Below are 20,660 nucleotides of genomic sequence, written 5' to 3'. Positions count from 1 at the left end.
GAAGCCCCGCCCCCAGCCGAATACCCCTGCCCCCGCTGGTCGTCGGGCTCACCCTGCTGCTGCTCGTCTCCCTCCTCTGCGGCGTCGCCCTCGGGGACGCGGGCATCGGCTGGACCGAGGCCTTCCGGTTCCTCCGGGCCGGGCTCACCGGCGGCACCCTGCCCGCGAGCGACGCCTCCGAGTACCTCATCGTCTGGGAGATCCGGCTGCCCCGCGTCGTACTCGGCGCCGTCGTCGGGGCCGGCCTCGCCGCCGTGGGCGTGGCCGTACAGGCGATGGTGCGCAACGCGCTCGCCGACCCGTTCGTCCTCGGCATCTCCTCCGGTGCCGCGGTCGGCGCCAACGCCGTCATCCTGCTCGGCGCGTTCGCGGGCCTCGGGGTGTGGGCCCTCTCCGCGTCCGCGTTCCTGTCGGCGCTCCTCGCGATGGTCCTCGTGTACGCGGTCGCCCGGTCCCCGTACGGCTTCACCCCGCTGCGGCTGATCCTCACCGGCACCGCCCTCGCCTTCGGCTTCCAGGCGATCACCACGGTCATGGTCTTCGGCGCGGCCAGGGGCGAGGCCGCCCGCTCCGTCATGATGTGGATCCTCGGCAGCCTGGGCGGGGCGACCTGGACGAAGGTGCCGCTTGTCGCCCTCGTCGTGGTCGCCGGGTGGATCTGGCTGCGCATCCGGGCCGAAGCGCTCAACGCCCTGTCCGTGGGCGACGAGACCGCCGCCGCGCTCGGGGTCGACCCGGGACGGCTGCGCCGCGAACTCTTCTTCGTCACCGCCGCCGTCACCGGCACGGTCGTCGCCGTCAGCGGCGCCATCGGCTTCGTCGGCCTGATGGTCCCGCACGTCGTACGGATGCTGGTCGGCGCCGACCACCGGCGCGTCCTCGCCGTCGCCCCACTCGTCGGGGCCGTCCTCCTCGTGTGGGCGGACGTACTGTCCCGCGTCCTGCTCGCCCCCGCCGAACTGCCCATCGGGGTGATCACCGCCGTGGTCGGAGTGCCCGCGTTCCTGCTGCTCATGCGCCGCGGCGGCTACGCGTTCGGGGGGCGATGAGGTGCCTGTACTTCTTCGGCGCCCGACACCGACGACGACTGGAGCGAGCCGTGCGGCTTGAACTGCGTGACGTGACGATCGAGGTCGCCGGGGCCCGGCTCGTCGAGGACATCCGGCTCACCGTCGACGACGGGGCGTTCGTCGGACTCGTCGGCCCCAACGGCAGCGGCAAGTCGACCCTGCTGCGCTGCGTCTACCGGGCCCTGCGCCCGGCGAACGGCACCGTCCTGCTCGACGGGGACGACGTGCACGCGCTGCGCCCACGCGCCGCCGCCCGCGTCATGGCCGCGCTGCCGCAGGAGACCTCCGCCGAGTTCGACTTCACCGTCACCGAGGTCGTCGCCATGGGCCGGCTCCCGCACAAGGAGCGCACCGCCGCAGGTGACCGCGAGATCTGCGCGCGGGCCATGGCGCGCACCGGCGTCGACCACCTCGCGGAGCGCGGCTTCCTCGCGCTGTCCGGCGGCGAGAAACAGCGCGTCCTGCTCGCCCGCGCCCTCGCCCAGGAACCCCGCGTACTCGTCCTCGACGAACCCACCAACCACCTGGACATCGCCCACCAGTTGGACGTGCTCTCCCTGGTGCGCGGCAGCGGCCCGACCGTCCTCGCCGCGCTGCACGACCTCAACCTGGCCGCCGCGCACTGCGACGTCCTGTACGTGATCGCCGACGGCCGCATCGTCGACTCCGGCCCCCCGCACGAGGTGCTCCGCCCCGACCTGCTCGCCGAGGTGTTCGGGGTCCGCGCCCACCCCGTACGGCATCCGGAGACCGGCGCCGTCCAGCTCCTGTTCGACCTGCTCCCGACCGCACCGTGAGGACCCCCATGCCCGCCAGAACCCCCATGCGCAAGCTGCTCGCCGCCGCCCTCTGTCTCGCCACCACCCTCACCGCAGGATGCGGAGCGACCGTCGAACCGGCCTCCGGGAAGGCCGGGTCCGAGGCCGTCACCCTCACCAACTGCGGCAAGAAGGTCACGTACGACAAGGTCCCGGAGCGGGTCGTCACCAATGACGTCGGCATCACCGAGCTGATGTTCGCGCTCGGCCTGGAGGACCGCATGGCCGGCTTCGCCATGCCCGACGACAAGGGCGACCTGGACGCCGTGCCGTGGAAGGACGGCTACGACAAGGTCAAGTGGCTGTCCAAGGACCAGCTCACCAAGGAGAACGCCCTCGACGCCCGCGCCGACCTCGTCTTCGCCGGCTGGAACTACGGCTTCCGGGAGGACGGCGACTTCACCCCCGCCTCCCTGAAGAAGCTCGGCATCCCCTCGTACATCCTCACCGAGTCCTGCCACAACGGCCGCGAGGGCGGGGCGCGCGGCATTATGCCGCCCCTTGACGCCCTCTACACGGACCTCACCAACCTCGGGAAACTCTTCGGCGTCGAGCAGCGCGCCGCCCGACTGATCACCGACTTCAAGCAGCAGGTCGCGGCCGTCCACGCCAAGGCCCCCGAGGGCGCCGAACGGCCCGATGTCTTCGTGTACGACAGCGGCCAGGACCAGCCGTTCACCACCGGCAGGTACGCCGCGGCGGAACAGATCATCAGCAAGGCCGGCGGCGTGAACGTCATGCACGACCTGGCCGACTCCTGGACCACCGTCGGCTGGGAGACCGTCGTCAAGCGCGACCCGGACACCATCGTGATCTGCGACTACGGCGACGTGGACGCAGCACAGAAGAAGAAGTTCCTGCTCTCGCACGGACCGCTGCGCGATGTGTCCGCGGTGAAGAACAAGCGGATCTACGTACTCGACTACGTCGACCTCGTCGAGAGCCCCCGCAACCCCTCGGCCGTCGCCCGCCTCGGCGCGTACCTGCGCAAGGTGGCCGACGAGAAGTGAGGGCGCTCAGCCCCGCGTGCAGTCCGGGCAAAGGCCCCGGTACGTCACCTCGGCCGTCGCCACACTGAAGCCGAACCGCTCCCCGTCCGGGAGATCCGCGAGCGGGTCCCCGCCGGGGTGCACGTCCCGGATCGCGCCGCAGCCCGAGCACACCAGGTGCTGGTGGGGGCGGTGCGCGTTCGGGTCGTACCGCTTCGCGCGGCCGTCGGTGGCCAGTTCGATCACCTCGCCGAGCGTGACCAGCTCACCGAGCGTGTTGTAGACGGTCGCGCGGGAGATCTCCGGCAGCCGGGCCGTGGCCCGCGCGAGCACCTCGTCCGCGGTCAGATGGATGTGCTCACCATCGAGAACCTCGGCGACCACGCGACGCTGGGCGGTCATCCGCCAGCCCCGTCCGCGAAGTCGTCCCAGCAGGTCACTCATCCCCACCCCACCTAACTGTGCGTCGAACACCGAATGAACGCGTACCCCCGAATCCAGCCGGGAATCCGTACGGGTCTGTCTGTCGTATTGACTTGGATTTCGTCCATCGTAGGATCGGGAACAGCGACAGCCAAGGGACCGGACAGACATGAGGAAGAGCGCGTGACGGTTCAGCTCACCACGGCAATCCCGTGCATGGCCCGCCCTCTCCCGCCCGACCGCATCCGATGACCACGCCCTCTCGTTGGGCGTGATCGAGGTCGTCGACCGGGGTTCGTACCGTTCGTACCCCGGTTGTTCCACCGCCCGCAGTTCCAGAACAGCGTGATCCGCATAGTCACAGTGCAGAGGGATTCCCATGACTGAGAACCACGACGCGATCGTCACAGACCCGAAGCCGGAGGAGGCGGGCGGTTGCCCGGTCGCGCACGACCGCGCGGCGCACCCGACCCAGGGCGGCGGCAACCGCCAGTGGTGGCCGGAGCGGCTCAACCTGAAGATCCTCGCCAAGAACCCGGCGGTGGCCAACCCGCTCGGCGACGACTTCGACTACGCCGAGGCGTTCAACGCCCTCGACCTCCCGGCCGTGAAGCGGGACATCGCCGAGGTGCTCACCACCTCGCAGGACTGGTGGCCCGCCGACTTCGGCAACTACGGCCCGCTGATGATCCGGATGGCCTGGCACAGCGCCGGTACGTACCGGATCAGCGACGGCCGCGGTGGCGCCGGCGCGGGTCAGCAGCGCTTCGCGCCGCTCAACAGCTGGCCGGACAACGCCAGCCTCGACAAGGCCCGCCGTCTGCTGTGGCCGGTCAAGAAGAAGTACGGCAAGAACATCTCCTGGGCCGACCTCATGGTCCTCACCGGCAATGTCGCCCTGGAGACGATGGGCTTCAAGACCTTCGGCTTCGCCGGCGGCCGCGAGGACGTGTGGGAGCCGGAGGAGGACGTCTACTGGGGCCCCGAGACCGAGTGGCTCGGCGACAAGCGCTACACCGGCGACCGCGAGCTGGAGAACCCGCTCGGCGCCGTGCAGATGGGCCTCATCTACGTCAACCCGGAGGGCCCCAACGGCAACCCGGACCCGATCGCCGCGGCCCGCGACATCCGTGAGACGTTCCGCCGCATGGCGATGAACGACGAGGAGACCGTCGCGCTGATCGCCGGTGGCCACACCTTCGGCAAGACCCACGGCGCGGGCCCGGCGGACAGCGTCGCCGACGACCCCGAGGCCGCGCCGATGGAGCAGCTCGGCCTCGGCTGGAAGAGTTCGTACAACACCGGTGTCGGCAAGGACGCGATCACGTCCGGCCTCGAGGTCACCTGGACCACGACGCCGACGCAGTGGAGCAACGGCTTCTTCCGGAACCTCTTCGAGTACGAGTACGAGCTCACCCAGAGCCCGGCCGGCGCCAACCAGTGGGTCGCGAAGAACGCCGAGGCGATCATCCCGGACGCGTACGACGCGTCGAAGAAGCACCTCCCGACGATGCTCACCACCGACCTGTCGCTCCGCCTCGACCCGGTCTACGAGCCCATCTCGCGCCGCTTCTACGAGAACCCGGAGGAGTTCGCGGACGCCTTCGCGCGTGCCTGGTACAAGCTGACGCACCGTGACATGGGCCCGGTCGCCCGCTACCTCGGCCCGGAGGTTCCCTCCGAGGAACTGCTGTGGCAGGACCCGCTGCCCGCGCGCACCGGCGAGCTGATCGACGCCGCGGACATCGCCTCCCTCAAGGAGCAGGTCCTCGGCTCGGACCTCACCGTCGGCCAGCTCGTCTCGGCCGCCTGGGGCGCGGCCTCCTCGTTCCGCGGCAGCGACAAGCGCGGCGGTGCCAACGGCGCCCGGATCCGCCTGGAGCCGCAGCGCAGCTGGGAGGTCAACAACCCGGACGACCTGGCGCACGTGCTGCGTACGCTCGAGGGCATCCAGGAGTCCTTCAACTCCGCGGCCACCGGCGGCAAGCAGGTCTCCCTCGCCGACCTGATCGTGCTCGCGGGCACCGCGGCCGTCGAGCAGGCGGCCAAGGACGGCGGCGTCCCGGTCGACGTGGCGTTCTCGCCGGGCCGGGTGGACGCCACGCAGGAGCAGACGGACGTCGAGTCGTTCGCCGCCCTTGAGCCGTCCGCCGACGGCTTCCGCAACTACGCGGGCAAGGGCAACCGCCTCCCCGCCGAGTACCTGCTGCTCGACAAGGGCAACCTGCTCACCCTCAGCGCCCCCGAGCTGACTGTCCTCGTCGGCGGCCTGCGCGTACTCGGCGCCAACCAGGGTGGCTCGAAGCACGGTGTCCTCACGGACAACCCGGGCACGCTCACCAACGACTTCTTCGTCAACCTGCTCGACCTCGAGACGACGTGGAAGTCCACCTCCGAGGCCCAGGACGAGTTCGAGGCCCGCGACGCCTCGGGTGCGGTCACCTGGACCGGCACCCGCGCCGACCTGGTCTTCGGCTCCAACTCGGAGCTGCGCGCGGTCGCCGAGGTGTACGCGAGCGACGACGCCAAGGAGAAGTTCGTCAAGGACTTCGCCGTGGCGTGGACCAAGGTCATGGACCTGGACCGGTTCGACCTGAACTGACCCACCCGGCATGACGAACGGCGTCCCGCCCGGCCCTCACAGGGGCCGGGCGGGACGCCGCTTCGTTCTCTGTGCCGGTCAGGCCTTCTTGACCACGCTCGACTTCAGCTTCATCGCGCCGAAGCCGTCGACCTTGCAGTCGATGTCATGGCCGTCGACGGCGTCGACCAGGCGGATGTTGCGCACCTTCGTGCCCGCCTTGATCCCGCTCGGGCTGCCCTTGACCTTCAGGGTCTTGATCACGGTGACGGTGTCGCCGTCGGCCAGGACATTGCCGACCGAGTCCTTGATCACCGCGTCGGCGGCGCCGTCAGCAGCGGCGTCGGCCGTCGCGGGCGACCACTCGTGGCCGCACTCCGGGCAGACCAGAAGGGCACCCATCTCGTAGGTGTAGGCGCCGGAGCACTCGGGGCACGGGGGAAGATTCTCGCTCACCCCGGCATTTTAGGCCGGATACGAGCGTGCCTCCGCCGTGCCCCGATCGGTGCCGCGTACTCCTGGCTCAGCCGCTGGCTCAGCCGCGCAGAATGCGTGCGACCTCGTCCTGGCCGCGCTCCTCCGCGTGCTCGAGGGCCGTCTTGCCGTTCTTGTCCTCGATGGAGCGGTCGGCGCCGCCCTCCAGGAGGAGCTTGACCGACTCCTGGTGGTCCTCGCCGCCGTTGCCGAGGATCACGGCTTCGAGCAGCGCGGTCCAGCCGAGGTTGTTGATGTGGTTCACGTCGACGTCGATCTTCGGGTTGGTGGTGACCTCGCGGATGTAGTCCACGTGACCGTGCTCGCCGGCCGGGATGAGCGAGGTGCCGCCGTACCGGTTGACGATCGTGTAGTCCGGCTCGGCCTCGGCCAGGACGCGGGCCATCGCGGCGCTGCCGGTGACCCCGGTGACCAGCCACGGGGTGTCGTGCTGCGCGTCCAGGGCGTCCGGGTCGGCACCGGCCTCGACGAGGACCTCGGCGGCCTTCACATGGTCACCGGTGGAGGCGAGCAGCAGCGGAGTGCGCTCGCTGCCGTCGCGGGTCTCCAGGTCCGCGCCCCGCTCGATCGCGTCCTTCACCGCATCGGCGTCACCGGTCTCCGCGGCCTTGAGCAGGTCCCGGCTCGCGCCCGGGTCCTCGGCGCGCTTCGCCTTGTCGTTGCCCGCCTTCTTCTCCGAGCCGTTCGCCGAGGCCTTCGGCTTCGCCTCGGCGGACGACTGGGTGGACTTCGGCGGCTCGGCGGCGTCGGACGGCTGCGCACTGCACGCGGTCGCGAGCACGGCGGCGCCGGCCAGCGAGACGAACAGCGGGGTGGTGCGACGGTACGAAGCCATGTGTTCCTCTTTCAGTGGGGGAGACGTCCCCTAGGGCCGTACGGTCCATGGTCGTGGCGTACGCGGCCGAGGGCCGTAGCTGAACCGGCTCGACAACAATGGGCGTTGTGAGGACCCGGGGGTCGACCGATCGGCTGATGCGGGCGTGCACTGAGGGGTGGTAGGGGCGGAACGGTGGGGTGAGACACGTCGGGCCGGGACACCTCGTGGATGTCCCGGCCCGGCTGACGCCGCCTCAGTAAGTCGCTGACGCTCCCTCAGAAAGGCTTGGTGGGAAGGTACTTGCCGTCCAGGGTGATGACGGCACGCTCGCCGCCCTCGGGGTCGGCGACCTTCTTCACGTCCAGCTTGAAGTTGATGGCGCTGATGATGCCGTCGCCGAACTCCTCGTGCACCAGGGCCTTCAGGGTGGTGCCGTACACCTGGAGCATCTCGTAGAAGCGGTAGATGGTCGGGTCGGTCGGGATGCCGCCGGGGATGGAGCCGCGGGTCGGGATCGTCTGGAGCAGGACCACGGCGTCGTCGTCAAGGCCGAGCAGCTTGCCGACGGCCACGGCGGACTCCTCGGGCAGGGCGTGCTGGCCGAGGATCGCGGCGGTGACGAAGGCGACGGACAGGCCGGCGGCGTCGGCGATCTCCTGCCAGGTCAGGTCCTTGTCGATCTTCGCGGCGACGGCGGCGTTGGTGACGGCCTCACGGGCTTCGGGGGAGAACTGGGCGTGAACCATGGGGGTTTCCTCTCGTGGGTGCCGGCCGGGTGGCGCGGCGGGTCCTGGTGGGGTGGCCGGGTGTCGCGCTCAGGCCGCGGTCGGCGTGAGCACGGGGTCGTCGAGCGTCTCGACGGAGCCGGTGGCGATGTCGAACACCCAGCCGTGCAGGGTGAGTTGCCGCTCGGCGAGCGCACGGGCCACCGAGGGGTGGGTGCGCAGGTTCTGGAGTTGGGCGGCCACGTTGGCGCGGACGAGGGCGGCCACCCGGGACTCGGGCGAGGCCGTCGCGTTCGCGTTCGCGGTGGCGCGGGCGGCGTCGGCGTGCCGCAGCCAGTCCGCGGTCACCGGGGCGCCGCTGAGGTCGTGGCCCTCGGCCAGGGCGGTCATCGCGCCGCAGGCCGAGTGGCCGCAGACGACGATGTCGGTGACGCCGAGCACGGCGACCGCGTACTCGATACTCGCCGCGACCCCGTCGGCGCCGGGTGCGTGGGCCGGGACGAGATTGCCCGCGGTCCGGACGACGAACAGCTCGCCGGGTTCGCTCTGCGTGATCAGCTCGGGCGGGACCCGGGCGTCGGAGCAGCCGATGAACAGCGTCTCGGGGTGGTGCTGGGTGGCGAGGCGGGCGAAGAGATCTTCCTTGCCGGGAAAGACGTCACTGCGGAAATACGCGACGCCGTCGAAGAGGTGGTGCATTCGTCACTCCCATCGGTGCTGTCCGCCTCTGCGGGCTGACTCATTCACCGTGCATGACCGGCACCTATAGTGTCCAAGACTTGTTGTCCATAAAAGCTATTGCTCTTATCTATACCTGCATACCTACCTGCCTCCGTGCTGGGGCGTCGGCGTTGTCAGTGCCGGGTCGTACGGTGGCGCCATGTCGGAGATCGCGTACGTACGGGGGGACGCCACCGCGCCGCACGGCAAGGGCGTCAAGGTGATCGCACATGTCTGCAACGACCTGGGTGGCTGGGGCAAGGGCTTCGTGCTCGCCGTGTCCCGCCGCTGGCCGGAGCCGGAGGCGGCCTACCGCCGCTGGCACCGCGAGCGCGCGGCCAACGACTTCGGCCTCGGCGCCGCCCAGTTCATCCAGGTCGAGCGGTACGTATGGGTGGCGAACCTGATCGGCCAGCGGGGCATACGCACCGGCAGCAAGGGCGTGCCCGTGCGGTACGAGGCGATCGACTCGGCCCTGCGGATCCTCGGCGACCAGGCACTTGAGCTCGGCGCCTCGGTGCACATGCCGAGAATCGGCTGCGGCCTGGCCGGCGGGAAGTGGCCCAGGGTGGCACCACTCATCGAGGAACGGCTGCTCGCGCGCGGGGTGCCGGTGACGGTGTACGACCATGACGACTAGGGCGGCTGGGGCGACTAGGGCGGCCTTCCGGGGCTTCCGCGCGATGCTGCGGAGGGGGTCGGACCTGCGCCTATAGTGCGGCCATGGGTCCCGAGCTGCGTCACCTGCGCTATCTGATCGCGGTGGCCGAACACGGCAACTTCACCCGGGCCGCCGAGGAGCTGCGGATCTCGCAGCCCACGCTGTCCCAGCAGATCAAGCAACTGGAGCGGGTGGTCGGCGCCCAGTTGCTCGACCGCAGCGGCCGTGGCGTCCGGCTCACCGACGCCGGGGAGGCGTATGTGCACTACGCGCGCCGGGCGTTGCGCGACCTGGCCGCGGCCGACCGTGCCGTACTCGATGTCGCGGACCTCTCCCGCGGCAGCCTGCGGCTCGCGATGACACCGACCTTCACGGCGTACCTGATCGGCCCGCTCGTACGCGAGATGCACACCCGGCACCCCGGAATCGCCCTGGAGGTACGGGAGATGACGCAGGACCGGATCGAGGCGAGCCTGCTCGCCGACCAGATCGACCTGGGGATCGCCTTCGAGGGACCGCACCTCCCCGGAGTCCTCGCGGAGGCCCTGTTCACCGAGACGCTGAGCCTGGTCGTCACGGCGCACGGGGCGGGGGACGCGGCGGAGCGGCATGGTGCGGAGGGCACAGGCACAGGCACGGGCACGGGCACGGGCACGGGCGCGGCGGGGGAGCGGCGGACGCTGCCGGTGCGCAGTCTCGCGGATCAGCAACTCGCCCTGCTCAGCGACGACTTCGTGACCCGCGGGCATGTCGACGCGTATCTCGCCGAGCACGGTGTGACCCCGCCCATCGCCGTGGAGGCCAACTCCATCCAGGCGCTCACCGAGATCGTGCAGCGCACCCCCTCGTTGGCCACGGTGCTGCCCGACGCGGTCACCGACGACCACCCGCACCTCGTGCCCGTCGCCCTCGACCCGCCGCTTCCGTCGCGCGGGGTGACGTTGTTGCGCAGGGACAGTGCGTACCGCAGTGCGGCCGCGCGTGCCTTTGTCCGGCTGGTGCGCCGGGTGGTGGAGGAGCGGGGGTATGCGGTGTGACGCGGAGCAAGAATGGTATACCAAACCTTTTCTGCTGTGACCTGGTGCAGAATGATCGGCATGGCAGGTTCTGAAGGCTTCGAGCCCGAGTCGGATCGGGTGACACGTCAGTTGCGGGACGAGATTCTCGACGGAGTGCGTCCCCCCGGCAGCAAGCTCGTCGAGCGCGAGCTCGCGGCCGAGCTCGGAGTGAGCCGGCTGCCCGTCCGTGACGCACTCAAGGTGCTGGTCACCGAGGGGTTGGTGACGCCACGGCCGCGTACGTGGGCGGTGGTGCGGGAGTTCAGCCCCACCGACATCGCGGACCTGGACGAAGTGCGGTCCGCGCTCGAGACGTTGACGTTCCGGCTCGCCGCCCAACGGCACACCCGGGCGGGACTCGACCTGCTCAGGGCCGACCTCGACGCGGAACTGGAGGCGGCACGGGCCGGGGACGGCGTGAAGGCCCGGCGGGCAGCGGCCGACTTCCATGAAACCGTGACGTCGCTGGCCGCGAACGAACTGCTCACCGAGCTGGAGCGCACGCTGCGCAGCCGGATGCGGTGGCTGCTCGGCCGGCACAAGGACCTGCTCGGGGTGGCGCAGGAGCACGAGGATCTCTACGACGCGATCGCGGCGCGGGACGTACCGCGCGTCGAGGAGCTGGTGATGAAGCACCTGGAGACGGGGCGCGGCGCGACCGCCGCGTATCTGCGCACCACCAAGGAGTAGCGCACCGGGTAGGCACGGCCGACGCTCATCGAGGGGCGCGGACCCGAAAGGGCCGCGCCCCCTTCGCGTATCCGGGAAGCGTTCGCGTATCCGGGAAGGGGGCGCGGCCCGAGGTGCGGGCGGGGGTGCCGCGTGGCCCGACAGCTCGGCTCGGCTGGGCTCAGCCTCGGCTCAGCGCACGCGACAGCTCATGTGACAGCGCACGCGACAGCTCACGCGACAGTTCACGCGAAGACGATGCCCTCCGGCACGTCCGGGCGGATCTCGGTGCCCACGCGCCGCGCGAGCAGGTCGTCGAGGCGGTCGAGCGGGCCGATCAGGACGCGGCCGCCGGCCTGCGCGACGCGTACCGCGGCGTCCACCTTCGGCTTCATCGAGCCCTCGGCGAAGGCGAGTTCGGAGATGGCCTCCGGGGACGCGGTGAGGATGTCCCGCTGCTCGGGCGTGCCCCAGTTCTCGCTGACGTAGTCGCCGTCCGTCAGCATCACCAGCATGTCCGCCGACAGGTCGGCGGCGAGCGCCGCGCTCGCCGCGTCCTTGTCGACGACCGCCTGCAGGCCGGTCTGACGGCCCTTGGCGTCGGTCTTCACCGGCACGCCGCCGCCGCCGACGCACACCACGAGCCGGCCGTTCTCGAGCAGGGTGCGCACCAGCGGGGCCTGCACGATCCGCACCGGGTGCGGCGACGGCACGACCCGGCGGAAGCCGGCGCCGTCGCGGGCGATGGTCCACCGGTACTGGGCCGCCGCGTCCGCCGCGTCGTGCGCCGAGTACATCGGGCCGATCAGCTTCGTCGGGTGGGCGAACGCCGGGTCCGCCTCGTCGACCTCGGTGGTGGTGAGCAGCGCCGCGACCTCGCGGGCGCCGCCGAGAGCGTTGGTCAGCTCCTGCTGGATGACGTATCCGATCATGCCCTGGGTCTCGGCGCCCAGGATGTCCAGCGGATACGCCGCGACGTCCTGGTAGGCGAGATTCTGCAGGGCGAGCAGGCCCACCTGCGGTCCGTTGCCGTGCGTGATGACCACTTCGTGCTCGCCGGCCAGGCCGGCGAGCGCCTCACAGGACGCCTTGACGTTGGCTCTGAGATGGTCCGCGGTCATGGGCTCGCCCCGCCGGGCCAGCGCGTTGCCTCCGAGTGCCACGACGATGCGCATGGAAGTCCTCCTCCGACTGGTTCGCTCTTGAGCGCGAAATGGTATACCAATCTCCAGTGGGTATCCGATGGTCCGCTGAGCGCACCGTCGGAGCGGTCGGACAGGAGAGGTGGTGGTGCCGATGCGTACTGCCGTGGAGGTGCGTACGCGCTCCGGCGACGCCGTGCTTCTCGCGCGGCTGCGCGCGCTCGACGGGTGCGGGAGCGTACACAGCGTCTTCCGTGGTGTGGTCAACCTGCTGTTGCCGGACGGTGAGCTCATCGCGCTCGCCGCCCGCGGCAGGGAGAACGCGCCCCGCACTCTGGTCGTGGAGATCGCGCACTGGGGGCACAGCGGGGTCGCCGCGGGGCGGCCGGTGGAGTTCAGGGCGGGTGGCATCGCGCTGCCCGACGGCGCCGGCGGACTGTGGGTCGACGCACGGGAAGCCGAGGAATGGCATCCCATCGTGCCGTCGCTCGCCGCGTTCAGCCCGGCCGAGCTCGGCACCGCGGCCCGCGCGCTGGACCGGCTCACCCGTACCTACGGGCAGTCGGGCGGCATGCTCGGCGCCGCGGCCGCCGCCGCGCCCATGGAGATCGCGGTCTGTGCCGCGCTCGACCGGGGGCGCGCCGCCCTGGTGAAGGCGGTCCGTACCTCGGACACCGCCGGCATCCGGGCCGCGATCCTCGCCCTGCACGGCCTCGGCCCCGGACTCACCCCGGCCGGTGACGACTTCCTCACCGGCATCGCCCTGCTCTCCGCACTCGACGGCAGCGGGCTCGACGGGTACGCCCGGACCCTGCGCGACGTACTTGCCACCCACTCCGGCCGTACGACGCTGCTCAGCACCACCACGCTGCACGAAGCCCTCTCGGGGCGCGTTCGTGCCGCCCTCGTCGACGTGCTCAACGTCCTTGCCGCCGGCCGCGGACAGAGCGAACGGCACCTGCTCGACACCGTCCAAAACCCGGTCCGCCGCGCGTTGGCCCACGGCCACACGTCCGGCACCGACACCCTGTCCGGTCTGGCGACCGGGCTCCATCTGGAGAGAGAACTGCGAGGTTCGCTGTGAGCACCACAGCAGTCGTCAAGAAGAACACCTACTTCGACTCCGTGTCCCTGATGGCCATCTCCACGAAGGCCAACGGCCTCGACGGAGTGGAGCAGGCTTTCGTGGCCATGGGCACAGAGATGAACAAGGGGGTGCTGGGCAACCTCGGCCTGCTCACGCCCGAACTCGAAGCCGCGGGCAACGGCGACCTCATGGTCGTCGTCGACGCCGCCGACGGAGCGGACATCGACGCGCTCCTCGTCGCCGTCGAGGAGCTGCTGCAGCGCAAGTCGCCCGCCGGCGGCGAGGCGGCCGTCACGCACCGCACCATCGCGGCCGCCGCCCAGGACAACCCGGCGGCCAACCTCGCGGTGATCGCCGTCAACGGCGCCTACGCCGGACGCGAGGCCCGCAAGGCGCTCGACAACGGCCTGCACGTGCTGCTTTTCAGCGACAACGTGCCCGTCGAGGAAGAGGTCGCGCTCAAGCAACTCGCCCACGACAAGGGCCTGTTGATGATGGGCCCGGACTGCGGCACCGCGATCATCAACAATGTCGCGCTGTGCTTCGGCAACGCCGTCCGCCCCGGCTCCGTCGGCGTGGTCGCCGCGTCCGGCACCGGCGCGCAGGAGGTCAGCGTCCGCATCCACACCCTGGGCGCGGGCGTCTCCCAGCTCATCGGCACCGGCGGCCGCGACCTCAGCGAGGAGGTCGGCGGCATCATGATGATCGACGGCATCCGCGCCCTCGCCGCCGACCCGGCGACCAGCGTCATCGTGCTCGTCTCCAAGCCCCCGGCCCCCGCGGTCGAGAAGAAGGTGCTCGCCGAGATCGCCACCGCGGGCAAGCCCGTGGTCGTCTACTTCGTCGGCGGATCCGAAGAGGCCGTCGTCGCGGCCGGCGGTCACTTCGCCGCGAGCACCCAGGACGCCGCGCTCAAGGCCGTCCGCCTCGGCGTGGACCCGGACGTGACCGTCGAGCCGCTCGACACCGCCCGCGTCGACGAGGTCGCCGCGCTCCTCAGCCCCGAACAGCGTTACGTACGCGGCCTGTTCTGCGGCGGCACGCTCTGCGACGAGTCGATGTACGCGATGCTCGACCTCGGCCACGACGTGTGGAGCAACATCCAGAAGGACCCGGAGCGCCGCCTCGGCGCCGACAGCCCAAGCACCGGGCACACCTTCCTGGACTTCGGCGACGACGACTTCACCAACGGCCGCCCGCACCCCATGATCGACCCCTCGCTGCGCCTCGCGCGCCTCGTCGAGGAGGCCATGGACCCCGAGGTCGCCGTCGTCGTCATGGACTTCGTCCTCGGCTTCGGTGCCCACGAGGACCCGGTCGGCGTCACCCTGCCCGCCATCGAGCAGGCCAAGCGCATCGCCGCAGACGCGGGCCGCCACCTGGAGATCGTCGGCTACGTCCTCGGCACCGACCTGGACACCCCGGTCCTCGCCGACCAGGTCGCCGCGCTGAAGGCGGCCGGAGTCACCGTCACCCGCAGCAGCACCGAGACGGGCCAGTTCGCCCGCGCCATCGCACGGAAGGTCACGCACGCATGAGCAACCCCATGACGAACCCTGTCAGCAACCTCTTCGCGAGCGACCTCGACGTCGTCAACGTCGGCCTCGCCATGTTCGACGAGGACATCGCCGCGCAGGGCGCCCACGTCACCACCCTCGACTGGACCCCGCCCGGCGGCGGCAAGCCCGAGGTCATCGCCGCCCTCGACGCCCTGGACGCCCCGGAGGTCGCCGAGCGGATCGAGGCCGCCAACGCGCTCGCCGTCGAGCGGATCGCCAACTCGCAGCCGATGCTGACCGGTTTCGGCCGCGCCCTCGACGTCGTACCCGGCATGACCCCGACCACGATCCTGCACTCCGGGCCGCCCATCACCTGGGACCGGATGGCCGGAGCGATGAAGGGCGCCGTCACCGGCGCGCTCGTCTTCGAGGGCCTCGCCGCCGACCTCGACGAGGCCGCCGTACTCGCCGCCTCCGGCGAGATCACCTTCTCGCCCTGTCACGAGCACGACTGCGTCGGCTCGATGGCCGGCGTCACCTCCGCGTCGATGTACATGCACGTCGTCCGCAACGAGACGTACGGCAACACCGCGTACACCAACCTCTCCGAGCAGATGGCGAAGATCCTCCGGATGGGCGCCAACGACGACTCGGTCATCGAGCGGCTCGTCTGGATGCGGGACGTGCTCGGCCCGATGCTCAAGGAGGCCATGGAGATCGGTGGCCCCATCGACCTGCGGCTGATGCTCGCGCAGGCGCTGCACATGGGCGACGAGTGCCATAACCGCAACATCGCGGGCACGCTGCTGCTCCAGCAGGCGCTCGCCCCGTCGCTGCTGCAGACGAGCTTCCCCGTCGAGCACAAGAAGGAAGTCCTCGACTTCATCGCGTCCTCGGACTACTTCTCCGGACCGACCTGGATGGCCATGGCCAAGGCCGCCCTGGACGCCGCCCACGGCATCGAGGGCTCCACCGTCGTCACCACCATGGCCCGCAACGGCGTCGAGTTCGGCGTACGGGTCAGCGGCCTGGCCGGCGACCAGTGGTTCACCGGTCCCGCGCAGCAGGTCATCGGCCCGATGTTCGCCGGGTACAAGCCGGAGGACTCCGGTCTCGACATCGGCGACAGCGCCATCACCGAGACGTACGGCTTCGGCGGTTTCGCCATGTCCGCCGCGCCGGCCATCGTCGCCCTCGTCGGCGGCACCGTGCAGGAGGCCATCGGCTTCACGCGCGAGATGGGCGAGATCACCACGGCGCAGAACCCCAACGTCACCATCCCGATGCTCGACTTCCAGGGCATCCCCACCGGCATCGACGTCCGCAAGGTGCTCGGCACCGGGATCCTGCCGGTCATCAACACCGCCATCGCCCACAAGGAAGCGGGCATCGGCATGATCGGCGCCGGCATCACGCATCCGCCCGTCGAGGCCTTCGAGAAGGCCGCCAAGGCACTCGCCGACTCCCTCATCTGACCCCGCGCCAGCCCACACCGGAGACCGCCCATGGACAGTCGTCACCCCGTCGCGGACGATGCCGCGCACGCGAGCGCAGAGCTCGACTCCGAGTACGAGCACAGCCCCGTTCCCCCGGAACGCCGCAAGTCCCTGCTGACCGTGTCGGCCGTATGGTTCGGATTCCCCATGATCCTGACCAACGCCGTCCCCGGCGGCGTGGTCGTCGCCGTCCTGGGTTTCTGGCGTGGGCTGGCCGCCATCCTCGTCGCCAACCTCGTCATGTTCGTCTACGTCGGTCTGCTCAGCCATCGCGCGGGCAGCACCGGCGAGAGCTTCGCCCTCCAGGCCACCAAGACCTTCGGCCGGATCGGCTACGTCGTGGCCTCCGGCTTCCTGGCCACCATCGTGGTCGGCTGGTTCGCCTTCAACACCGGTGCCACCGGCGCCACCCTGCACCAGGCCTTCGGCTGGCACGAACAACTCGTCGCCGTCATCGCGGGCGCCGCCTTCGTCGCCATCACGTACCTCGGCATCCGCGCCCTGTCGTGGCTCGGCGCCGTCGCCGCCCCGCTGTTCATCGTCGTCGGCGTCATAGCCATCGTCCTGGTGGCCAAGGACCACGACCTGGGCGCGGTTCTCGACTACCAGGGCGTCGCACCGGCCGGCGGTGCCATGACCTTCGGCGCGGCCGTGTCGCTGATCATGGCGACCTTCGCCGACTCCGGCACCATGACCGCCGACTTCACCCGCTGGTCCAAGGACGGCAAGCAGGCCGTACTCGCCACCGCCACCGCGTTCCCGCTGGCCAGCCTGGTCGCGCAGATCACCGGCGGCATCGTCGTGGCCGCCGGAGCCATCGCCTCCGCCGCCACCGTCGGCGGCAACTTCCTGCCCATCCTCACCGGCCACAGCATCTTCCTCGACGCCCTCGCCGCCGTGTTCGTCTTCGTCAACCTCGGCTCGGTGTGCAGCCACTGCCTCTACAACGGGGCGCTCAGCTGGTCGCACCTGACCCGTTCCAAGATGCGGATCATGACCCTGATCCTGGGCGTCATCGGCACCGCCGCCGCGCTCGCCGGGGTGTGGAACCACTTCCTCGACTGGCTGGTCATCCTCAGCGTCTTCGTGCCGCCGCTCGGTGGCGTCCTCATCGCCGACCAGGTCATCCTGCGCCGCCACGTCGACGCCCGGCCCGCCTCGGCCGTACGCCCCACCGCCTTCATCGCCTGGGGCGCGGGCGCCCTCGTCGGCGGCCTCGTCCACTGGTACGCCCCGCAGTTCTCGGACGCGGTCAGCGGACTCGTGGTGGCCCTGCTCGTCCACGTCGCCCTGGAGCGGTTGGCGCCGCGTCCGTCGGCGGCCGCATAGGTGACTCCTCCCCCTCCTGAAGGAGGGGGCTTCTCGCTATGCCGGGTTGGCGTCGCGATGGACCAGCCCGGCCCGTAGAACGTTGCGTGCGCCCACTGTGTCGGCGTGCGCGGTGTTGCCGCACGCGACGCAGTGGAACTTCTCTTGTGTGGGCCGGTTCTCCTTCGCGGTGTGCCCGCATTCGGGACACTCTCGGGAGGTGTTGCGGGGGTCGACGGCGATCACTTCCCGTCCGGCGCTTTCAGCCTTGGCGTGCAGGATCGTCAGGAACACCCCCCAACCGGCATCGTTAATCGACTTGTTCAGCCCGGCCTTCGCGGCGGCCCCGTTGGGCAGGAAACTGCCCGGTGTCTCGGGGTCGGGCTTCGGCTTGGGGGACTTGCTCATGTTGCGGATCTTGAGGTCTTCATGCGCTACGAAGTCGTGTTCCCGCACGAGGTCGAGCGCGGTCTTGTGGGCGTGGTCGAGCCGCTGGCGACGCACCGTGCGGTGCAGGTCGGCGACCTTCTCAACCGCCCGCTGATGGTTGGCTGTTCGCTTGTCGCGGCGGACACGGGGGAAGCGGGACAGTGCCTGCTGTGCGGCTTCGAGCTTCGCCGCGGCGCGGCGGCCGTGGCGCGGATTGGGTACGAACTCGCCGTTCGAGTCGGCGAGGAAGTTGGCTATGCCCAGGTCGATGCCGACCACCCTGCCCGTCGGAGGCAGCGGCTCGGGCCGCTCCTGCTCAGCGGTCAGGACGACGTACCAGCGCTTACCCTCGCGCTTGACGGACACGGTCTTGACCTTGCCGGTCACGGCACGATGCTGGTTGACCTTGACGTGCCCCACACCCTGGAAGCGGACGCGGGTTGCCGGGTCATGCGGGGTGGAGTCCCAACGGCAACCGTCACCGTCCTTGGGGAAGTCCACCGTGTCGAACCAGTTCACCCCACGAAAGCGCGGATACCCCGGTGTGTCACCGGACTTGACCCGCCGGAAGAACGCAGCAAACGCCTTGTCAAGACGGCGCAAAGTTGCCTGCTGCGAGCTGAACGACCAGCGGCCCTGGCGCTCCGGGTCGAACGCCCGGATCTCCTTGAGCTGCGCGGACTGCATCCCGTACTTGATGCTCGTCCTGGAGGCGTGCCGGTAAGCATCTCGGCGTTCCTGCAACGCCCCGTTGTAGAGCGAGCAGTGATCGGCCAGCATCGCGCCCAACGCGGCGGCCTGGCCCACGGTGGGTCGCATGAGGAACTTGTACGCACGCATCACCCGACCCACCCCCCATGGCCATTTCAGCGACCATACGGCGTATTTCACCCTGCTGGGAACGAAATCCCGATATCCGTACCGGCCGTCACGTTGCCTACAACCTGCACGCTCACTTGGTGTTCGTGACCAAGTACCGGCAGGGCATCTTCGATGACGCCATGCTGACGCGCTGCGAGGAGATCATGCGGGAGGTGTGCGGAAGAAGGCGCGTAGCCAGAGCACCTTCGTGCCGCCCGTCGGTGCGCCCGCGGCCGTACGCCGGCCGCGGGCCCACCGACGGGCCTCATGCCTCCCTGCCCTCCACCCACTGCCAGAAGTCGACCACCATCCGCTCGTACCGGATGCCGAACTCGAGCGCCTCGCGCTGCCCCCGTGGCAGCAACTCGCCTACGCTCTCGGCCAGTTCCTCGTACGCGTCGAGGGCGTGCCGATGCTCCTGGATCTGGACCGGCGCGTGCACGCGTGACCTGGCCCCGAACCACAGCTTGAGCACACCCCGATCGCGCGCCTCCACCGGGACGAACTCCGCGTCCTCCAGCCACCGTGCCAGCTCCTGGGCGCCGGCCTCGGTGAGCCGCATGACGCGCCGGTTGCGACCGCCCTCCTGCCGCACCTCGGACAGCAGCCCCGCGCCGAGCAGCCGGTCGCACTGCGCGTACACCTGCGCGTGCGGCATCGACCAGAACGGCGCCACGGTGCGCGCCGCCTCCACCTTCACGTCGTACGGACTGGCCTCGCCCAAGCTGTCGATGATGCCGAGGACGAGGAACGAGGGCGTGGTCAACCGGACTTCTGGCATGCGGTGACCGTACCCTCCGCGCTGTGGCGTGGGTCTGTCCCCTTCAGCTCCGCAAGCCGGACGTGGAGCGCGGCGAGCAGCGCTTGCGCCGGCGGCAGGATCGCCGCGGCGGCGAGCAGAACCGCCACCGCCACCGGGGCCAGGGTGCCCGCCGCCTGGGCGACGTACGGGTTGGGCGTCAGCTGGGACAGCACCGCGGAGCGCACCAACGGGCGTACAGGCTCCGCGAGTTCACGTATCAGCAGGTACAGCACCGTGAAGCCGCACGCCGCGGCCGCGAGCACGCCCGCCGTGCGCGGCAGCGCCCGACGGTTCCACACCAACGACCAGGAACGGCCGAGCGCGGCGAGCGGGTGCAGCCCCTCCATGGTGGCCGACTGCGGGGCGAGGGCGAAGCCGAGGCGCAGTGCGAGGACGGCGGCGGCGACCATCGCGAGGACGCTGGTGGGCCGGTCGAAGGGCCCGCCCCCGCCCAGTGGGTCCGAACCCCCGAGGAAGTACGAGAACGCCACCGACACCGCCGCGCACACCAGCAGACTCACCACGGCGGTCACCGCGACCAGCACACCCCGAAGCATCCGGACCGCGAACGCGCGACGCAGTGCGCCGCCGCGCCACAGCTCGCGCCCCGCAGGTCTTCGCGCCAAGACCGCTTCCGTGCAGGCGAGTTGAAGCGCCGCGCCCGCCAGGGCGAGCAGCGCGAGGAAGGCGGGCGCGACCGCGACCGTCAGGTAGTACACCGGCATCGGATTGGTGGTCACCGGATCCTCCGCGCTCCGCGCCCACCGCAGGTCCTCCCACATGCCGGTGAGCGACGGCCGGGCGAGGACGAAGGCGAGCGCGGTGAGCGCGAGCCCGGCCAGAGCGCTCAGGACCGTGACAGCAAGCGTCACCCGCACCAGCGGCCGGCCGCCGCCGCGCAGAGCGCGTGCCGCCCGCCCCCACACGGCGGTGTCGTTCATTCGCCGAGTGCCCCCTTCGTTCTGTGGTCCGCGTCCCGAGCGAGACGCGTTTCGGTGGAGACGAACGCG

20 protein-coding genes and 1 pseudogene are annotated in these 20,660 nt (G+C 70.5%); 12 read left to right on the top strand and 9 right to left on the bottom strand.

What is annotated here, in order from left to right; genetic code table 11:
• Positions 1 to 20 precede the first annotated feature (20 nt).
• Genes GUY60_RS02440 through GUY60_RS02430 form a run of 3 tightly spaced genes read left to right on the top strand, consistent with a single transcriptional unit; the run spans position 21 to position 2,898 of the window.
• Positions 21 to 1,049, top strand: coding sequence for a FecCD family ABC transporter permease (locus GUY60_RS02440; RefSeq protein ID WP_512700826.1), 1,029 nt, complete (start codon positions 21 to 23; stop codon positions 1,047 to 1,049).
• Between the two features lie 50 nt (positions 1,050 to 1,099).
• The gene (locus tag GUY60_RS02435) at positions 1,100 to 1,867 is read left to right on the top strand and encodes an ABC transporter ATP-binding protein (protein ID WP_161693224.1); all 768 of its coding nucleotides are present in this window, start codon (positions 1,100 to 1,102) and stop codon (positions 1,865 to 1,867) included.
• Between the two features lie 26 nt (positions 1,868 to 1,893).
• Positions 1,894 to 2,898 carry an ABC transporter substrate-binding protein gene (locus tag GUY60_RS02430; RefSeq protein WP_161693232.1) on the top strand — a complete coding sequence of 335 codons (1,005 nt, stop codon included), beginning with the start codon at positions 1,894 to 1,896 and terminating at the stop codon, positions 2,896 to 2,898.
• A gap of 6 nt (positions 2,899 to 2,904) precedes the next feature.
• Here the strand turns inward: GUY60_RS02430 and GUY60_RS02425 are convergent, their stop codons facing one another.
• A complete protein-coding gene (locus GUY60_RS02425; RefSeq protein WP_161693222.1) occupies positions 2,905 to 3,321 on the bottom strand; it encodes a Fur family transcriptional regulator in 417 nt (138 codons plus the stop codon).
• Positions 3,322 to 3,679: 358 nt separating this feature from the next.
• Between GUY60_RS02425 and katG the strand changes: the two genes are divergently transcribed.
• The gene (katG, locus tag GUY60_RS02420) at positions 3,680 to 5,902 is read left to right on the top strand and encodes a catalase/peroxidase HPI (protein ID WP_161693220.1); all 2,223 of its coding nucleotides are present in this window, start codon (positions 3,680 to 3,682) and stop codon (positions 5,900 to 5,902) included.
• 78 nt (positions 5,903 to 5,980) lie between these two features.
• On the opposite strand, the gene GUY60_RS02415 is transcribed toward katG, so the two are convergent.
• The 4 genes from GUY60_RS02415 to GUY60_RS02400 all read right to left on the bottom strand — a co-directional run bounded on the left by GUY60_RS02415 (position 5,981) and on the right by GUY60_RS02400 (position 8,617).
• Positions 5,981 to 6,337, bottom strand: a complete 357-nt coding sequence (locus GUY60_RS02415; RefSeq protein ID WP_161693218.1) for a zinc ribbon domain-containing protein YjdM — start codon at positions 6,335 to 6,337, stop codon at positions 5,981 to 5,983.
• Between the two features lie 79 nt (positions 6,338 to 6,416).
• Positions 6,417 to 6,992, bottom strand: coding sequence for an ankyrin repeat domain-containing protein (locus tag GUY60_RS02410; protein WP_246234176.1), 576 nt, complete (start codon positions 6,990 to 6,992; stop codon positions 6,417 to 6,419).
• 476 nt (positions 6,993 to 7,468) lie between these two features.
• Positions 7,469 to 7,939 carry a cyanase gene (gene cynS / locus GUY60_RS02405; RefSeq protein ID WP_161693214.1) on the bottom strand — a complete coding sequence of 157 codons (471 nt, stop codon included), beginning with the start codon at positions 7,937 to 7,939 and terminating at the stop codon, positions 7,469 to 7,471.
• Positions 7,940 to 8,008: 69 nt separating this feature from the next.
• The gene (locus GUY60_RS02400; RefSeq protein ID WP_161693212.1) at positions 8,009 to 8,617 is read right to left on the bottom strand and encodes a carbonic anhydrase; all 609 of its coding nucleotides are present in this window, start codon (positions 8,615 to 8,617) and stop codon (positions 8,009 to 8,011) included.
• A 181-nt stretch (positions 8,618 to 8,798) separates the two neighbouring features.
• Between GUY60_RS02400 and GUY60_RS02395 the strand changes: the two genes are divergently transcribed.
• The 3 genes from GUY60_RS02395 (at position 8,799) to GUY60_RS02385 (ending at position 11,047) form a co-directional block, all read left to right on the top strand.
• Complete coding sequence (locus GUY60_RS02395) at positions 8,799 to 9,278, top strand: macro domain-containing protein (protein ID WP_161693210.1); 480 nt, start codon at positions 8,799 to 8,801, stop codon at positions 9,276 to 9,278.
• 83 nt (positions 9,279 to 9,361) lie between these two features.
• Entirely contained in the window at positions 9,362 to 10,336 is a 975-nt protein-coding gene (gene cynR, locus GUY60_RS02390) for a transcriptional regulator CynR (protein WP_161693208.1), read from the top strand.
• A gap of 60 nt (positions 10,337 to 10,396) precedes the next feature.
• On the top strand, positions 10,397 to 11,047 hold the full coding sequence (locus tag GUY60_RS02385; protein WP_161693206.1) for a GntR family transcriptional regulator: 651 nt from the start codon (positions 10,397 to 10,399) through the stop codon (positions 11,045 to 11,047).
• Positions 11,048 to 11,271: 224 nt separating this feature from the next.
• On the opposite strand, the gene GUY60_RS02380 is transcribed toward GUY60_RS02385, so the two are convergent.
• A complete protein-coding gene (locus GUY60_RS02380) occupies positions 11,272 to 12,201 on the bottom strand; it encodes a carbamate kinase (protein WP_161693204.1) in 930 nt (309 codons plus the stop codon).
• Positions 12,202 to 12,322: 121 nt separating this feature from the next.
• Here GUY60_RS02380 and GUY60_RS02375 point away from each other — a divergent pair, with 121 nt between their 5' ends.
• The 4 genes from GUY60_RS02375 to GUY60_RS02360 are packed head-to-tail and all read left to right on the top strand — an operon-like array spanning position 12,323 to position 17,579.
• Positions 12,323 to 13,252, top strand: coding sequence for an oxamate carbamoyltransferase subunit AllH family protein (locus tag GUY60_RS02375; protein ID WP_161693202.1), 930 nt, complete (start codon positions 12,323 to 12,325; stop codon positions 13,250 to 13,252).
• The gene (gene fdrA / locus GUY60_RS02370; RefSeq protein ID WP_161693200.1) at positions 13,249 to 14,793 is read left to right on the top strand and encodes an acyl-CoA synthetase FdrA; all 1,545 of its coding nucleotides are present in this window, start codon (positions 13,249 to 13,251) and stop codon (positions 14,791 to 14,793) included. Before GUY60_RS02375 ends, fdrA begins: the two co-directional genes overlap by 4 nt.
• An 8-nt stretch (positions 14,794 to 14,801) precedes the next feature.
• A complete protein-coding gene (locus GUY60_RS02365) occupies positions 14,802 to 16,229 on the top strand; it encodes a YlbE family protein (protein WP_161693198.1) in 1,428 nt (475 codons plus the stop codon).
• A 30-nt stretch (positions 16,230 to 16,259) separates the two neighbouring features.
• Positions 16,260 to 17,579, top strand: a complete 1,320-nt coding sequence (locus GUY60_RS02360; protein ID WP_161693196.1) for a purine-cytosine permease family protein — start codon at positions 16,260 to 16,262, stop codon at positions 17,577 to 17,579.
• 36 nt (positions 17,580 to 17,615) lie between these two features.
• On the opposite strand, the gene GUY60_RS02355 is transcribed toward GUY60_RS02360, so the two are convergent.
• On the bottom strand, positions 17,616 to 18,830 hold the full coding sequence (locus GUY60_RS02355; RefSeq protein ID WP_161693194.1) for an RNA-guided endonuclease InsQ/TnpB family protein: 1,215 nt from the start codon (positions 18,828 to 18,830) through the stop codon (positions 17,616 to 17,618).
• Between the two features lie 14 nt (positions 18,831 to 18,844).
• Here GUY60_RS02355 and GUY60_RS02350 point away from each other — a divergent pair.
• Positions 18,845 to 19,027, top strand: a pseudogene (locus tag GUY60_RS02350) (transposase); the annotation flags it as partial.
• A gap of 86 nt (positions 19,028 to 19,113) precedes the next feature.
• Here the strand turns inward: GUY60_RS02350 and GUY60_RS02345 are convergent.
• Positions 19,114 to 19,629 carry a PadR family transcriptional regulator gene (locus GUY60_RS02345; RefSeq protein ID WP_161693192.1) on the bottom strand — a complete coding sequence of 172 codons (516 nt, stop codon included), beginning with the start codon at positions 19,627 to 19,629 and terminating at the stop codon, positions 19,114 to 19,116.
• Positions 19,611 to 20,591: a hypothetical protein gene (locus GUY60_RS02340; protein ID WP_161693190.1), complete on the bottom strand. Its 981-nt coding sequence runs from the start codon at positions 20,589 to 20,591 to the stop codon at positions 19,611 to 19,613. The genes GUY60_RS02345 and GUY60_RS02340 overlap by 19 nt, the downstream gene beginning before the upstream one ends.
• Positions 20,592 to 20,660: the final 69 nt, after the last annotated feature.

The sequence above is a fragment of the Streptomyces boluensis genome, assembly GCF_009908195.1.
GTDB lineage: Bacteria > Actinomycetota > Actinomycetes > Streptomycetales > Streptomycetaceae > Streptomyces > Streptomyces boluensis.
The sequence above is the reverse complement of the archived record's forward strand: the minus strand, read 5'-3'. Positions and strand labels throughout refer to the sequence as shown.